This window comes from Meridianimarinicoccus roseus (assembly GCF_003172915.1).
GTDB lineage: Bacteria > Pseudomonadota > Alphaproteobacteria > Rhodobacterales > Rhodobacteraceae > Meridianimarinicoccus > Meridianimarinicoccus roseus.
Map to the genome: position 1 here is coordinate 59,860 of NZ_QGKU01000033.1, position 14,969 is coordinate 74,828.

Below are 14,969 nucleotides of genomic sequence, written 5' to 3' on the forward strand. Positions count from 1 at the left end.
GCTGGCATGACCATTTCGGGAGTATCCGGTGCCGGCAGTCTTGCCGCCCTCGCCGCACAGGCGGGCCGCGCGCCGCAGCAGGCGCAGCAGGCGCCGCAGCAGTACCAGGGGCCAAGCTTCTCGGAACGGATGAACGGCGCGATCGAACAGGTAGCCGACGCGCAGCGCACGGCCTCGGAAAGCGCCAAGGCCTACGAAACCGGCGCGACTGATGACCTCGCCGCGGTGATGATCGACCAGCAGGTCTCGTCACTCGGCTTCCAGATGACCCTTTCCGTCCGCAACAAGGCCCTGACGGCCTATCGCGACATCATGAACATGCCGGTCTGAACCGGCGGCACGAGCACAGGCAGGAAGAACGATGGATACAGCCACCGCACCGGTCCCCTCTACCGGCCGCTCGGGCACCGTTGCCAGGATGCGCGCCACTTTCGCGCAGGCGACGGGCTTCACCAACCAGCCTGCGATCCGTCGTGCGATGCCGGCCATCGCGCTCCTTGTCGCCGCCGTGCTTGGGCTTGGCGCCTACATGCTGCTGTCGCAGCCCGAGCGGATGACTCTGGCCGCCGGCCTGCCCGACAGCGAGAAGGCGAACGCGCTTCAGATGCTTTCGGCGGCGGGCATCGACGTTGTTCTGGACCAGACCACCGGGCAGTTGCGGGTGACCGCAGCCGATTTCCACCGCGCACGGATGCAATTGGCCGCCGAAGGTCTGCCCGCCACCACGCCCGAAGGCTTCGCGATGATCTCGGACATGCCGATGGGCACCAGCCGATCGGTGGAAGGCGCCCGCCTGCGCCGGATGCAGGAACTCGATCTTGCCCGGTCGATCACCGAATTGCAGCCCGTGACAGCCGCGCGCGTGCATCTCGCGCTGCCCGAACGCACGGCCTTCGTGCGTGACAGCCAGCCGCCCCGCGCTTCCGTGATCCTGCAGATCGCTCCGGGCCGCGCGCTGGACCAGGGCCAGGTGCGCGCGATCGTCAGCCTCGTGTCGACCTCGGTGCCGGGCATGGCGCAAAGCGCGGTGTCGGTCGTGGACCAGTCCGGCCGACTGCTGTCGGACGATGGCGGCGATCCGCTGCAGCAGCTGACCAACAAGCAGATGGAACAGCAGGCGCGCATGGAAGCGCAGTACCGCGCCCGGATCGAGGCACTGATCACGCCTCTGGTCGGCATCGGCAACGCAGCCGTGGAAGTCACGCTCGACATGGATTTCACCCGGTCCGAGATCACCAGCGAAAGCTACGACCCCAACGCGCGCGCCCTGCGCAGCGAACAGGAAAGCCTTGACCAGGTCAGCAACCCCGCCGCCGAGGGCATTCCTGGTGCGGTCGCAAACACACCGCCCGCAGAGGCCGAGCTGAACGCCGAACAGGGCGGCGCTGGCACCGGGCCCGACCAGCTCACCAACCGGTCCAGTTCTTCCACCCGCAACTACGAAGTGAGTCGCCGGGTGGAGACGATCCAGCCCGCCACCGCCACCGTCACACGGGTCAGCGCCGCGGTGCTGCTTCGCGCCCGCCCCGGCGAGGAAGGAGCGCCTGCCAGCCTGCCGACCGAAATCGTCGAGGCCATCGAGACGCTGACCCGCACCGCCGTCGGCTTCGACGCGGCGCGCGGCGACCTCGTGACCGTGTCCACCGGGCAGTTCGTCAGCGCCTTCGACATGACCGAACCGGCCTGGTACCAGGCCGAGTGGATCCCCGCAGCGGGTCGCCAGATCCTTCAGGTGATCGCGCTCGCGGTGATCGTGCTGGGCGTCGTACGCCCGATGCTGAACCGCGTGCTGCTGCCCGCCGATGCAGCGCCCGAGGGCGAGAACCCCGGCTTCCCCGAAACGGTCGAGGTGAAGGACGGCGAAAGCCTGAACGACCTGCGCAAGCGGCTGGAACAGCCTGGCCTGCAGGGTGGGTTGACCTATGACGAGAAAATCGCCTTCCTGCGTAACATCGCCAGCGGCGAAAGCAGCCGCATCGCGACCGTGTTCCAGTCGATGCTCGACACCGAGAAGGACATGGTGCGATGAGCGACGACACCTACATCAGCGCGCGCCCCGGCAGCCTGCCCTTTTCGGAACTGACCGGAACGCAGAAATCCGCCGTGATCATGCTGCTGTTCGGCGAAGAGGGCGCGGCCAACGTGCTGCGCTGCATGTCCCCTCAGGAAGTTCAGCAGATCGGCACGGCGATGTATTCGGTCCGTGGGCTGGACCACGCCACGGTGGACGCGGTACTGAACGAGTTTCTCGACAATCTCGGCGCGCAGACCACGATCGGCGTCGGCGCCAGCGCCTATGTGCGCGACGTGATGACCTCGGCGCTAGGCAGCGACAAGGCTCAGTCCGTGCTCAGCCGGATCAGCCCGTCGAGCGGCGAGCGCCCGATCGAGATCCTCGACTGGATGGACGCGAATGCCGTTGCCGAACTGATCTTTGACGAGCATCCCCAGATCATCTCGCTGATCGTGGCATCGCTGGAATACAATCAGGCGGCGGAAGTGCTGTCGCTGCTTCCGGCTGATCTGCAGCCCGACATCGTGAATCGGATCGCGACCCTGACCACCGTGCAGCCAGAGGCGCTGCGCGAGCTGGAAAAGGTGATGCAGCAGAAATTCAAGGCGAACACGACGCTGCGCGCCTCGCAGATCGGCGGCGTGAAGGCCGCTGCACGGATCATGAACTTCACCCGCCAGGGGATGGAGGAACGGATCCTCAAGGAGATCCGGAAAGACGACAAGGACCTGATGCAGGCGCTTCAGGACAACATGTTCGTGTTCGAGAACCTGGGCAAGTCCACCGACCGGGCGCTACAGACGCTGCTGCGCGAGGTGGATCAGGAACTTCTGGTGCTCGCGCTGAAGGGCACCGACGCCAAGTTGCGCGAACGGTTGCTTGGCTGCGTGTCCTCGCGGGCCGCAGCAAACATCCTCGACGAGATGGAAGTGATGGGCCCGGTGCGTCTGTCCGAAGTCCGCGAGGCACAGAAGCAAATCGTCGCCATCGCGCGGCAACTGTCCGACAACGGAACCATCGTGCTTGCCGGGCGCGGCGGTGAAGAAATGGTCTGAGGGGTATCATGGCACAACCACATGCAGGACACGACGACGCGCGGGCACTGAGCCCGGAGGACATCATGCGCCTGGTCCGCGAGGCCGGACAGTCTGGGTTTGCGCGCAGCGCCCTTGACGCGGACCGCAGGGGGGCAGCCTTCACCGCCCGCGACCCGTTGCGAAGCGAGGCTCCGGCCTGGGGGGCGGAGCGCCAGCCCCACCAGCCCGGCGCCGCCGAGGCCGCAGCACCCTTTGCGCCTGCGCGTGCCGCGGCCCCGGCTTCTGCCGCTGCCGCAGCGACAGCCGCGGCAGGTGCGCCCGACCCCGCCGCTCCGGGGGCCGCGCACGCCGCGGCGGCTTCAGCATCCCAACCTCGCCCCGCCGCCCCAAGCCAGCCGGACATCACCGCGCTGCTCGAACAGGCCCGCGCCGACGCGTTCGAACAGGGCCGCACCGAAGGGTTCGAGCAAGGCTATGCCGCCGGTGCCGAAGAAGGCCGGATGTCGGGCTGGACCGCGGGACTCGATGCCGGGCGCAAGGAGGCAGAGGAAGACCTGCGCGACGCGCGCGATACCTTCCTGCAGGCCGCACTTGTGCTGACACGCCCGGACGCATCCGACCTCGGAATGCTGACCCCGATGCTGCTTGACGCGGTCCGCACGCTGGCGTCGGAACGTGCAGGCATGGCCATCGCCGCGATGCCGGAGGCCTTCGTTGCGCGCATAGAGGCGCTGGCCGCGCAGGCCGTGCGCGGTCTGGAGAGCCTGACCATCCGGCTCAACCCCGAAGACTATGCCGCGATTGCCCCTCATCTGCCACAGTCCGAACTGCTGGCCGAAAGCCGCATCCTGCGCGAGCCTGCGCTCGCGCGCGGCGATCTGGTGCTGCGCGCCGGCGGGGTTGAACTGCGCGACGTTCTGGGCGTGCGGCCTGCGCGCACCGGCAGCGAGGCCGCCGCATGAGCGCGCTGGCCCGCCTGCTCGGCGACGAGTTGCGCACCGCTGCAGCCGCCCCGCTTGCGGACTGGAGCGGTCAGGTGCTGCGCTATGACGGGCTGATCGTGGAATGTGCGGGCTTTCCAGCCGCCCCCGGCAGCCGTTGCCGGGTCGAAACGCTGGACGGCGCGGGCGTGACCGGCGAGATCGTCGGGTTCGCCGATGGCCGCAACATGCTGTTCCTCGACCGGCCCGGCGCGCGGATCGTGGCCGGAGCGCGTGTGACGCTGCTGGACGACGGATCGCAGGCCGCGGTGGGCCCCGGTCTTCTGGGCCGCGTTCTCGACGCAGACGGTGCGCCGCTGGATGGCGGCGCCGCGCCCGACACACCCGATACCTGGCCGCTGGCCGGCCGCGAGATGAACCCGCTGATCCGCACGCCGGTGGACACCGCCCTCGATGTCGGCGTACGCGCGATCAACGCCGCGCTGACGGTCGGTCGCGGGCAGCGCGTGGGCATCATCGCAGGCTCCGGCGTGGGCAAGTCCGTGCTGATCGAGATGATGACCAAAAGCACCACGGCCGACGTGATCGTTGTTGGGCTGATCGGCGAACGGGCCCGCGAGGTGGGAGCCTTCGTATCCAAGGTGATGACCGGCGAGGCCGCCGCCCGAGTCTGCATCGTCGCGGTGCCGGCCGACCGCTCTCCGTTGCTGCGGCTGCGCGGCGCGCAGCGCGCTACCGCCATCGCCGAATACTTCCGCGCCGAAGGCAAACAGGTTCTGCTGATCATGGACAGCCTCACCCGCGTCGCCCACGCCAAGCGCGAAGTCGGTCTGGCCCTTGGCGAGCAGCCAACCGCCAAGGGCTACCCTCCCTCCGTGGTGTCGATGATACCGCAGCTTCTGGAACGGGCGGGCCCCGGTCTGCCGGGCGAAGGTGCGATCACCGCGTTCTACACGATCCTGGCCGACGGGGACGACACCAACGACCCGGTGGTGGACGGCGCGCGCGCGATCCTCGACGGGCATCTCGTGCTGTCCCGCAAGCAGGCACAGATGGGCATGTACCCGGCCATCGACATCCCGCAATCGGTCAGCCGCGTGATGAACGACGTGGTCGATCCCGAGCACCGCGCCGCCGCCCGCAAGCTGCGGGCGATGGTCGCCGACTACATGGAAAACCGCGACCTGATGCTGATGGGCGGCTACAGCGAAGGGCAGGATGCCGCGCTCGACACCGCCATCGCGCATTGGCCCGCGATTACCCGCCTGCTGCGCCAGAACGAGGAAGAGAAGGCCGACTTCGACGCCAGCCGGGCACAGCTTCTCGCCGTCACGGCGGACGTGGCATGAGCCGCCGGGAACGCCTGTTCGCGCTCATGGCGCGACGCCAGAAGATCGAACTGGGCCAGAAGGCGGCCACCGCGCAGCGCGCTGCGATGCGCGCCGCCGACGCGGACCGGCAGGCCGAGCAGTTGGGCAATCTTCTGGCCGAGAAGAGCGGGACACTGGCCCGGTCCGCCACCAAGGCCGACATGCTGGCCGCGCACTGGATGGGCGTGGAACTGGCCGCCCACCTGGAGATCACGCGCAACAACGCGGCGCATCTGGAGCAGGACCTGATCCGCGCCCGGGCGGAGTTGGCGCAGGCCGAGCATCGCAGCGGGCTGTATCACGACCGTGCCGCCGAAGCCCGGCGCGAGGCCCGCGAGGCTGCCGAGGCACGACGCGAGGCCGCCCGCCCCGCCCGCCGCGGACCGGCCTCCGCATGAGCCGCGCAGCCCCCGCCCAGGGACGCTTGGCACTGCTCTTGCAAGCCAGCCCCAGATCCGTTCGGCGCCGCAGCGCGGCGCGGAAGACAGCCACGGAGGCGACGACAACAGATGACTGAGATCGCATCGATCAGCCTGCGCCGCGACACGCTGCAAGGCGGCAGCCTGTCCCGCGCGCCGTCCGGCAAGGACGGCGGGGCCTTCCGCGACATGTTCGACCGGATGAACGCACCGCGCGACGACACGGGCGCCGACCGGCGGGATCGCGATGCAGCTGGTGCCGCCGACCGGCCCGGCAGCCGCGGCGCGGACCGTCCCGACACACGCGATGACCGGCGGGCAGATGCGCGGACCGACGCGCGCGACGACCGGCAGCCGGACGATGCGGACGCGCGGGACCGGGCGGGCGATGCAGCCGGACCGGATGGTCAACGCGCGCAGGAACGAAACGAGGCCGATCCGGAGCGCGCCGAAGGGCCGGGCAACAACCCTCCGGCGACCGATGGCAAATCGGCGTCACAGGCCGCGCCCGAAACCGCCGCGCTGACCGGTGTCGTCACGGTCGCGGCATCCGATACGGCACGGGCCACCCCAGCGCCCAGCGGCGACGGGGCGACACGGGCGATCCCGGGTTCGACCACGGGCGCGCCGACCGCCGCAGAAGCATTGGCCGCCGCAGCCACACGAAGCACCCCCGAGACAGGCGCGACGGCACAACCGGCACCGGCGGCAAGTCCCGAACAGGCCGAAGCCGAAGCGGCGGCCCGCTTGGCGGCACCGCAACCGGCGGGCGACCTGTTGGCGAAGCGCGCTGCCGCACAGGACAAGAGCCGCACGGCGCTCCCTGCGCAAGCTATCGCAGGCGGGCAGACCGGCGGGCAGACAGCAAATGCGGCGACGGCAAGCGGCACGGTCATCTCCGGGATCGCGCAACCGCAGACGGCACCGCAGCAGGCCAGCCAGGACATCGGCGCACAGAACCCCGCGCAGGCTATCGCGACCACCGACACGGCCACCGGCACCGCGGGCGGGACTGACATGCCCGGCATCGCCGACATGCTGGCCGAGGCGATGACCCGCGAGGCCGCGGCCGCCACCCCGAAGCCAGATGCCGCCGCCCTGCGCCAGCGCGCGGAGACGGCCTCCCTTCCCGGCACTGAAGCTGCACAGGCAGCGCAGGGCGCGCCCGGCGGCATGGCCCCGGCCGCCCTTCCCGGCAGCGCCGAAAACGCCGCGGCACTGTCGGCGGCGCAGGGCCGTGGCGGCACGCCCGTCGGCATTGCCGGCGAAACCGCCACCGCTGCGGCACGCCCGCTGCCCACCGCACACGTGCTGTCGACCGAGTCCGCCGAATGGATGACATCGCTTGTCGACCGGATCGCACGGTCCAGTGCGGACGGAATGGACGAGATCGAGATGACGCTCACCCCGCGCAACCTTGGCAACCTGTCGGTGCGTATCGACATGCGTGACGGCGCCGCGATGGTTTCGATCGTCACGGAAACGGCCGATGCCGCGCGGCTGTTCAACGACCAGCAGGACAAGCTGGCCAGCCTGATGTCCGAAGCGGGTCTGAACCTCGGTCAGCACCGTGCCGACACAGGCGGCGAGAGCGCGCAGGGCTGGCGGGGCGATGCCCCGGCCGGACCTACCGGCAGCGCGCAGACCAACGACGCACCCGCAACCGCCCCGGCCTCTCCCCGCGGGCTTGTCGATCTCCTGGCATGAGGACCGTGACCCTTGGCTGACGCAACCGCAGACACCCCGCCGAAACGCAAGGGCGGCCTTGTCCGGATCATCCTGATGGTGCTTGGCGCCGCGCTGCTGCTCGGCGGCGGCTTTGGCGGCGGCTATTTCTATTCACGCCAGACCGTGTCGCCCGCCGACGAGGTACAGCGCCTGCTGGACGAACGCGACGCGGCCGAAGCCGAAGAAAGCGGACCGCAGATGGAAAAGGTCGCCAAGGAAATGCCGGCGCAGGCCGCGTTCCTGACCCAGTACTACGAATTTCCCGAACCGCTGACCACGAACCTCAAGGGGTCGCGCCGGTTCCTGCAGATCGGCGTGGGCGTGTCCACGCAATACGACGAGACGGTAATCCGCAACGTGGAAACCCATACGCTTGCACTGCGTTCCGACATGCTGGCCGTTATCAGCGGTTTCGGCGAACCTGATATCGAGGGAAAGGCCGGGCGCGACGCGCTGGCCGACGCGCTGCGCGACGCGATCAACGTTCGCCTGGAGAAGCTGGAAGGCTTCGGCGGCGTCGAGGGCGTCTTCTTCTCGACCTTCGTTCTGCAATAGGGGCCCGCGCCATGGCGACGCCACACAAGCTTTCGTCGAACGAAGTCGCCGCACTGGTCGGCGGACTGATGGACATGGACAAGGACGTCGGCGGAGGTTCCGACGGCGCCCGGCCCTACAAGCTGGGCAAGAACGACATGTCGATCATGGGCGACCTGCACGCCCTGCGGATGATCAACGAACGGTTCTGCCGCATCGCGCGGTCGGTGTTCCTGCCGATGATCCGGGTGGCGCCGCGGATTTCCGCCTTCCCGCCCGAGATCAAGAAATTCTCCGACTACAGCGACGAGCTTGAGAATTTTGTCAGCTTGACGATCAGCCGCATGTCGGGCCTGCGGGGCAGCCAGCTTCTGATGGTTCCGCCCGCCTTCGTGTCGCTGCTGACCGAAGCGTATTACGGCGGGGCCGTGCGCTACGTGCCGAACCGGCGCAACGAGTTCACAGCCACCGAACAGCGGGTGATCGAACTCGTGACCAACGGTTTGAACCGGGCGCTGGAAATGGCCTGGCGCGATCTGATGCCGTTGCAGTTCGAATTGCTGAACCGGGAAGAGAACCTGCAATTCGCCAGCTTCGTGGAAAGCGGCGAGATGATCGTGAACTGTTCCTTCATGGTGCAGTTGCCCGACACCGACCCGGCACAGTTCGACGTGATCTACCCGCTGCAAGCCTTTCGCCCCATCGCGGCGCAGTTGCGCTCGCGGATGCAGTCCGAACTGGTGGACGAAGACGCAAGCTGGCGCGCCCGGCTGGTCGAGGCGATCATGAACGTCCCGCTGACAATGTCCGCGCGCTTGGCCGAACCCGAGGTCGCGCTCGGGCACCTGATCGGCGCCACGCGTGGGTCGGTCATCCCGGTGAACCTGTCGCCCGATCCCAAGGTACTGATCGAGGAACAGCCCTTCTTCGACGTGGAGGTCGGCGAACGCGGCGGCCGCGCCGCCGTCAGCATGGGCGCGCGCTACACGCTCTGAACCGCCAACCCCCGGAACCGCACCCGACCTGCCCGCCGCAGCAACAAAGGACCAGACCATGACCGACACATCCGACACGACGACCATGCCATCGGAACATGGCACCACCGATGTTTCAGGCCTGCGCGCGCTCGAGAACATCAAGGTCCGAATGACCGTCGAGGTCGGCCGGACCGAGATCACGATCCGCGAACTGCTGCGCCTGAACGAGGGATCGGTGGTGGAGCTTGACCGCCTGGCAGGCGACCCGCTGGATATCCTCGTGAACGGCACGCCGATCGCCAAGGGCGAGGTGGTGATCGTCGGCGAACGCTTCGGTATCCGCTTTGGCGACATCGTCGATCCCAAGGAACGTGCGCTGTCTGTGTGAAGGTGGCACGGAACATGCACTCATGGCGCGAGACCCCGGACCGGAGCGCGCCAAGTGGACATCCTTCGCCCTGAACAGATCATAACCGTCGCGGCCTTCCTTGGGCTGCTGCTGCTGGCCGCCGCGCTGCTGCGCACCAAGGGCGGCGCGCTGAAAAGCCGCCTGACCGCGGGGCGGCGCATGGACGTGACCGAGGTCGCCTCGCTGGGACCGTCTGACCGCGCGGTATTGCTCCGCATCGATGGGCGGGAGTTCCTTGTGCTGACCTCGAAGCGGGGCACGCCGCAGGCGCTGCCGCTGGGCGACATGCCCGCCCCGCGCGGCCCGGAGGCCACCGCATGAGCCGCGCAGCCTTTCCCGCCGCACTGGTCTGCCTTGCCGCCGCGCTGTGCCTGCCTGGTGATGCGCTGGCCCAGGGGATGCCGGCCTTCCAGCTGACGCAGAACGACGGCGAGACGACCTACAGCCTTTCGCTGCAGATCCTCGCGCTCATGACCGGCCTGACTGTGCTGCCCTCGCTCGTGCTGGGGGCCAGCGCCTTCACCCGGATCATCATCGTGCTGTCGATCCTGCGCCAGGCGCTCGGCACACAGCAGACCCCGCCCAACCAGGTGCTGATCGCCATCGCGTTGTTTCTCAGCTTCTTCGTGATGCAGCCGGTCCTGACCGAAGTCTACGAGACCTCGGCCGGTCCCTACCTCGACGGAGCGCTGCCCGCCGACGAGGCCCTGTCGCGCGGCCGCGAGGTGATGTCGACCTTCCTGTTGCAGAACACCCGTCAGAACGACCTTCTGATGTTCGCGGACCTTGCGGGTGACGCGCCCTATGCCGAGGGCGAACCGGTGCCGCTGTCGGTGCTGCTGCCCGCCTTCATGACGTCGGAACTGAAGACTGCGTTCCAGATCGGGTTCCTGCTGTTCCTGCCGTTTCTTGTGATCGACATGGTGATCGCGTCGATCCTGATGGCTCTGGGGATGATGATGCTGTCGCCGATGCTTGTCTCGCTGCCGTTCAAGCTGCTGCTGTTCGTGCTGGTCGATGGCTGGGCCCTGACAATGGGGTCCCTTGCCAGCAGTTTCCTCGGGGGATGAGGCGATGGATTTCGACGCGAATATCGAACACCTGCAACTGGCCTACTGGAACATCCTGCTGACCGCAGGTCCGGTGCTGGGCATCGCGCTGGTGGTGGGCCTTGCGGTCGGCGTGCTTCAGGCCGCGACCTCGATCAACGAAGCGACCCTGAGCTTCGTGCCCAAGCTGGCGATCGTGCTTTTGACGATGGCCGTGTTCTCGGGCTTCATGCTGACCACGATGAGCGACTATTTCGCCTTCGTGTTCGAAACCATCGCGACGCTGCGCTGAGCCGATGGAAGGCACCGCACTGCCCGGCCTCGGCCTGTCGGAACTGGTCGGCCTGCTGTTGCAGTTCCTGTTCTCGATGCTGCGGGTCGGCGGATTCCTGATCGCCGCACCGCTGTTCGGCAGCCGGTTCATCCCGTTGCCGGTGCGGATCATGGCGTCGGTCGTGCTCAGCCTGCCGGTCTTCGCGCAGGTGCAGATGCCGCCGCCCGAAGAACTGGCGACGCTGTCTGCGGTGCCGATGGTGATGACGGAACTCGTGATCGGCGTGTCGGCCGGCCTGCTGCTGACGATCCTGTTCGGCGCTGCGGCGGTCGCGGGCGACCGGATCGCCACGACGGCGGGGCTCGGCTTTGCCAGCCAGGTTGACCCGTCCTCGGGGGGGCAGACCCCGGTCGTCAGCCAGATCTTCATGCTGTTCATGCTAGCGCTGTTTCTTGCCGAGGACGGGCACCTCGCCGCGCTGCGCATCGTGCTGGAAAGCTACGTGATCGCCCCGGCGGGCGCGCCGGTCGATCTTGCCGTGCTGATCGCTGCGGGCACGACCGCGGCCGGGCAGATGTTCCTCGTAGGGATGCAGCTGATGCTGCCCGCGGTGTCCGTTCTGCTGCTGGTAAACCTCGTGATTGGCGTCGTCACGCGCTCCGCGCCGCAACTGAACATTTTTTCCTTCGGCTTTCCGATGACCCTCATGGTTGGCATCGGGATGCTTTTCCTTGGCGCTCCGACGCTCGGCACCGCGATGCTGCAACTGGGCCTCGACGCGACGGACGCGCTGACCGCGATGATGGGGGCGCTGGCCAATGGCTGAGGGCGACGACGGTCAGGAAAAGACAGAAGAACCGACCCCGAAGAAACGCCAGGACGCGCGCGACAAGGGGCAGATCGCAACCTCGAAGGAAATGTTCGTGTTCGGCGGCATGGCCGGCGCGACGGCGATGCTGGCGCTGTCCAAGGGGATAATGCCCTGGCTCGTGGGCGAATGGGCGCAGTTCTTCACCTTCACAGATGCCGACCATCTGGAAACGCTGATCCTGGCCAAACTGGGCGTCGCGTTCTGGCAGACGCTGCTGATCCCGCTGGTGATCGGGCTGCCGCTTCTGGCGATGATCGGGCTGATGCAGGCAGCGGTTGGGGGTCTTGTGTTCGCGCCCGACGCGCTGGGTTTCAAGCCCGAGAAGATCGACCCTCTGAAGGGCCTTCAGCGCATGGTGTCGATGCAGTCGCTCGTCGAACTGGGCAAGGCGCTGCTGAAGGTGGTGCTGCTGGTGACGGCGGCGGGCGCGGTGCTGATGCCCCTGCTGCCGGTGCTGGACCGGACCCTCACCATGGCGCCGGGCGACGCCGCGGCGGTGATGGGCGACGGGATGATCCGTCTGCTGACAGCGATGACACTTGCGCTGGCGGTGGTCGGCGGCGTGGATCTGGCGTGGCAGTTGCACAGCACCACCAAGAAGCTGCGAATGTCCCGCCAGGAGATCAAGGACGAGATGAAGCAATCGGAAGGCTCGCCCGAGGTGAAGGGACAGCTGCGCCGTCTGCAGATGGAAGCTTCGCGCAAGGGGGCGCAGCGCCAGAAGGCGCTTGCCGATGTGCCGAACGCGACGACGATCATCACCAACCCGGTGCATTTCGCGGTCGCCCTGCGCTATGTACCCGACCAGCCGGGCGCGCCGACCATCCTCGCGCTGGGTCGCGGGCCGATGGCGCACGAGATCATTGCGCGCGGCAAGGCCGCCGGGGTCACCGTGCTCCAAGCCCCGCCGCTTGCGCGAGCGCTGTATTTCACCGGAGAGATCGGAGCCGAAATCTCGGACCAGCTCTACACCGCCGTCGCCGCCGTGCTGGCGCATGTCTACCGGCTCGACAACGGCATCGGCAGCGAAATACCCCAGATCGACCTGCCCGACGGCTTGATGCTGGACGAATTCGGCCACCCCCTGAACGGAGCGCAAACATGAAACAGACAGGCCATCGCAGCACCGGCGACATGATTTCGACCGTGGTCTTCGCGGGCATGGCGCTGATCCTCGGAAGCGAGGCAGCGTCTGGTACCGGCCCGGTCTGGCGCGACGCGCTGCTGGGGCTGACCGCGCTGGCGTCACTGCTGGGCGCGCTGCGCTTCCCTCTGGCCGCGCTGACGGCCCGGCTGCGCGGCGACGAGGACACCTGAGACGACCCGGCGCGCAATTGGCACGGCGGGTCAACGGGCTGTTACGGACGGTCATGGCGATCGCGCGGCGGCGCGGATACTGCCGCAAGCGTCACTTATGACCAACCCATTCCGAGGTAACCCAATGAGCTTCTTCGCACGCAGCGCCGCCGCACTGGCCGCGGCCCTCCTTCTATCGCAGCCCGCCACCGCCGAGCCGGGCTTTTACGCAGGCGCCTTTCTGGGCATCGTCTGGAACGGCGACCAGACGCTGGACGGGGCCGCCGGCGCGCCCGAGGTCTCGCTTGAGGAAGGCGGTGATCTGAGCGTCTTCGCCGGCTACAATTTTGGCGCTGTCGGTCCGGCCGGGTCGTTGCGGACCGAACTTCAGTTCTCGGGCCGCGCTGCGGACGTCAAGCGGATCACCGGCGGCGCCGGACCCGTCACCGGCACGTTCGAGGAAGGCGCGGCCTTCGTGAACGTGCTGTATGACTTCGATCACACCGGAACCCGCTTCGTGCCCTATGTCGGCGCCGGGTTCGGCCATGCCGAATTGGGCTACAAGAACTACGGCACCGCGGGTGGCCAGGTGCTGGACGGCACGGACGAGGTCTGGGGCGCGCAAGCGATCGCCGGTCTGGGCTACGACGTGTCCGAAAAGGTTCGGATCTTCGCCGATTACCGCTACCGCGACTACAGGCAGTCACGCGTCGCAACCACAACCGGCGGCGCGGCGCGGGTCGACGCAGACTCGGCCAGTCTGAACCTTGGCTTCCTCTACGCGTTCTGACCCGTCGCGGCGAGTATGCCCGCCCGCACCGCTTGGGAGCGGCCCCGCATGGGCCGCCCCCTACTTTAGGCCAGCCGACACTACCAAAGTCAGGGCCAATGCGCTTTGGAGTATCTTCTCGCTATGCGTGTGCATACTTCTGGAGGGCAGCGCTGGCCGAATACCTTGCGCAGGACCGACTTCCTGCCATTAAATCGGCCATCCATCTTCCCGTTAAAATTAATGCGAACGACAGGGTTCGCTTCTTTTTGACGAGGGACATGGGACATGCACGATGACTTGCCTGACACTCCGAACCCGTCTTTGCTATCGCCAGTGGCGCTGGTGGCCATGGATGGGGCACTGACCCTTGCGCTGGTCTGGATCTTCAAGTCTTGGGCGCTGAGCTGGGGTGCTGCGCTTCTTCTGGGCTGGATCTGCGGCGCTTTTCTGACGGTCGGCATCATGTTCGCCGCCGCGGTCGCGTCTGAACAGACAACCGACAACGACGCCTGAAACCCAGGCGCGGGTCGGGGCTGCACACCCAGCACCCGCCCCACCTTTGCACTGATGGCTGGCGCGTGCGCGCGACAGCCGAACTGAAACGCCGCGCCCCTATTCTGCGGCGGATTTCAGGCTGGCCATAAGGTGATGGAATTTCTCTCCCTGCACCGCGACATGCTCGCGCAGCAGGCGCGCCGCGGCCTCCGCGTCGGCATCGGTCAGGGCCTTCACGATGCCTTCGTGTTCCGACATGGACTGCATCAGGCGTCCGCGCAATTGCAATTGCACCCGGCGGAACGGCTTCAGCCGCCGGTGAAGGCGCGATGCCTCGCCCTCCAGGAAGGCATTGCCGGACTGGCGATAGATGATGTGATGGAAGCGTTCGTTCTCGCGGTAATAGGCGTCGGTCTCACCCGCCTCTACGGCCTCGCGGCAGCGAGCGTTCGCGTCGTTCAGAGCAGCCAGCGCGTCATCGCTTATCCGGGAAGAGGCAAGGCGCCCGCAGATGCCCTCGAACTCGGCCATCACCTCGAACATGTCCATCAGTTCGACGATGCCGGGCTGACGCACGAAGACGCCGCGGCGGGGTATCGCCTCAACCAGTCCGGACAACGCAAGTCGCTGGAAAGCCTCGCGGATCGGGGTCCGGGACACACCGAACCGTTCGGCAAGCCGATGCTCGTCCAGCCGGTCCCCATCGGAGAATTCCCCGCTGAAGATCAGCCCTTCAAGCGTTTCCGCAATCCTGTCGGCACGACGCATTTCCATGCCAATATG

Annotated in this window: 19 protein-coding genes; 18 read left to right on the forward strand and 1 reads right to left on the reverse strand. The window is 67.5% G+C overall.

Annotated elements, in window-relative coordinates; all coding sequences use genetic code 11:
• Positions 1–6 precede the first annotated feature (6 nt).
• The 18 genes from fliE (at position 7) to DKT77_RS10515 (ending at position 14,204) form a co-directional block, all read left to right on the forward strand.
• A complete protein-coding gene (fliE, locus tag DKT77_RS10430; RefSeq protein ID WP_109811647.1) occupies positions 7–330 on the forward strand; it encodes a flagellar hook-basal body complex protein FliE in 324 nt (107 codons plus the stop codon).
• A gap of 31 nt (positions 331–361) precedes the next feature.
• Positions 362–2,029, forward strand: coding sequence for a flagellar basal-body MS-ring/collar protein FliF (gene fliF, locus DKT77_RS10435; RefSeq protein WP_238547799.1), 1,668 nt, complete (start codon positions 362–364; stop codon positions 2,027–2,029).
• Entirely contained in the window at positions 2,026–3,069 is a 1,044-nt protein-coding gene (gene fliG / locus DKT77_RS10440) for a flagellar motor switch protein FliG (protein WP_109811648.1), read from the forward strand. Before fliF ends, fliG begins: the two co-directional genes overlap by 4 nt.
• 8 nt (positions 3,070–3,077) lie before the next feature.
• Positions 3,078–4,013, forward strand: coding sequence for a FliH/SctL family protein (locus DKT77_RS10445; protein WP_109811649.1), 936 nt, complete (start codon positions 3,078–3,080; stop codon positions 4,011–4,013).
• Positions 4,010–5,341 (forward strand): FliI/YscN family ATPase, encoded by a 1,332-nt coding sequence (locus DKT77_RS10450; protein ID WP_109811650.1) that lies wholly within the window; start codon positions 4,010–4,012, stop codon positions 5,339–5,341. Before DKT77_RS10445 ends, DKT77_RS10450 begins: the two co-directional genes overlap by 4 nt.
• Complete coding sequence (locus DKT77_RS10455; protein ID WP_109811651.1) at positions 5,338–5,760, forward strand: hypothetical protein; 423 nt, start codon at positions 5,338–5,340, stop codon at positions 5,758–5,760. Before DKT77_RS10450 ends, DKT77_RS10455 begins: the two co-directional genes overlap by 4 nt.
• Positions 5,761–5,871: 111 nt before the next feature.
• Positions 5,872–7,488: a flagellar hook-length control protein FliK gene (locus tag DKT77_RS10460; RefSeq protein ID WP_109811652.1), complete on the forward strand. Its 1,617-nt coding sequence runs from the start codon at positions 5,872–5,874 to the stop codon at positions 7,486–7,488.
• A 12-nt stretch (positions 7,489–7,500) separates the two neighbouring features.
• Positions 7,501–8,064, forward strand: coding sequence for a flagellar basal body-associated FliL family protein (locus DKT77_RS10465; protein ID WP_238547800.1), 564 nt, complete (start codon positions 7,501–7,503; stop codon positions 8,062–8,064).
• 11 nt (positions 8,065–8,075) lie between these two features.
• Positions 8,076–9,038, forward strand: coding sequence for a flagellar motor switch protein FliM (gene fliM / locus DKT77_RS10470; RefSeq protein WP_109811653.1), 963 nt, complete (start codon positions 8,076–8,078; stop codon positions 9,036–9,038).
• 85 nt (positions 9,039–9,123) lie between these two features.
• Positions 9,124–9,408: a flagellar motor switch protein FliN gene (gene fliN, locus DKT77_RS10475; RefSeq protein WP_109811774.1), complete on the forward strand. Its 285-nt coding sequence runs from the start codon at positions 9,124–9,126 to the stop codon at positions 9,406–9,408.
• 54 nt (positions 9,409–9,462) lie between these two features.
• A complete protein-coding gene (locus DKT77_RS10480; protein ID WP_238547801.1) occupies positions 9,463–9,750 on the forward strand; it encodes a flagellar assembly protein FliO in 288 nt (95 codons plus the stop codon).
• Positions 9,747–10,499, forward strand: coding sequence for a flagellar type III secretion system pore protein FliP (gene fliP, locus DKT77_RS10485; RefSeq protein ID WP_109811654.1), 753 nt, complete (start codon positions 9,747–9,749; stop codon positions 10,497–10,499). The genes DKT77_RS10480 and fliP overlap by 4 nt, the downstream gene beginning before the upstream one ends.
• A gap of 4 nt (positions 10,500–10,503) precedes the next feature.
• Positions 10,504–10,770, forward strand: a complete 267-nt coding sequence (fliQ, locus tag DKT77_RS10490) for a flagellar biosynthesis protein FliQ (RefSeq protein ID WP_109811655.1) — start codon at positions 10,504–10,506, stop codon at positions 10,768–10,770.
• A 4-nt stretch (positions 10,771–10,774) separates the two neighbouring features.
• Positions 10,775–11,578: a flagellar biosynthetic protein FliR gene (gene fliR, locus DKT77_RS10495; protein ID WP_109811656.1), complete on the forward strand. Its 804-nt coding sequence runs from the start codon at positions 10,775–10,777 to the stop codon at positions 11,576–11,578.
• Positions 11,571–12,728 (forward strand): EscU/YscU/HrcU family type III secretion system export apparatus switch protein, encoded by a 1,158-nt coding sequence (locus DKT77_RS10500; protein ID WP_109811657.1) that lies wholly within the window; start codon positions 11,571–11,573, stop codon positions 12,726–12,728. Before fliR ends, DKT77_RS10500 begins: the two co-directional genes overlap by 8 nt.
• Positions 12,725–12,940, forward strand: coding sequence for a hypothetical protein (locus DKT77_RS10505; RefSeq protein ID WP_109811658.1), 216 nt, complete (start codon positions 12,725–12,727; stop codon positions 12,938–12,940). Before DKT77_RS10500 ends, DKT77_RS10505 begins: the two co-directional genes overlap by 4 nt.
• Before the next feature lie 124 nt (positions 12,941–13,064).
• Entirely contained in the window at positions 13,065–13,709 is a 645-nt protein-coding gene (locus DKT77_RS10510) for an outer membrane protein (RefSeq protein ID WP_238547802.1), read from the forward strand.
• Between the two features lie 267 nt (positions 13,710–13,976).
• Positions 13,977–14,204, forward strand: a complete 228-nt coding sequence (locus DKT77_RS10515; RefSeq protein WP_109811660.1) for a hypothetical protein — start codon at positions 13,977–13,979, stop codon at positions 14,202–14,204.
• A 99-nt stretch (positions 14,205–14,303) separates the two neighbouring features.
• Here the strand turns inward: DKT77_RS10515 and DKT77_RS10520 are convergent, their stop codons facing one another.
• A complete protein-coding gene (locus DKT77_RS10520) occupies positions 14,304–14,960 on the reverse strand; it encodes a GntR family transcriptional regulator (protein ID WP_109811661.1) in 657 nt (218 codons plus the stop codon).
• Between the last annotated feature and the right edge of the window lie 9 nt (positions 14,961–14,969).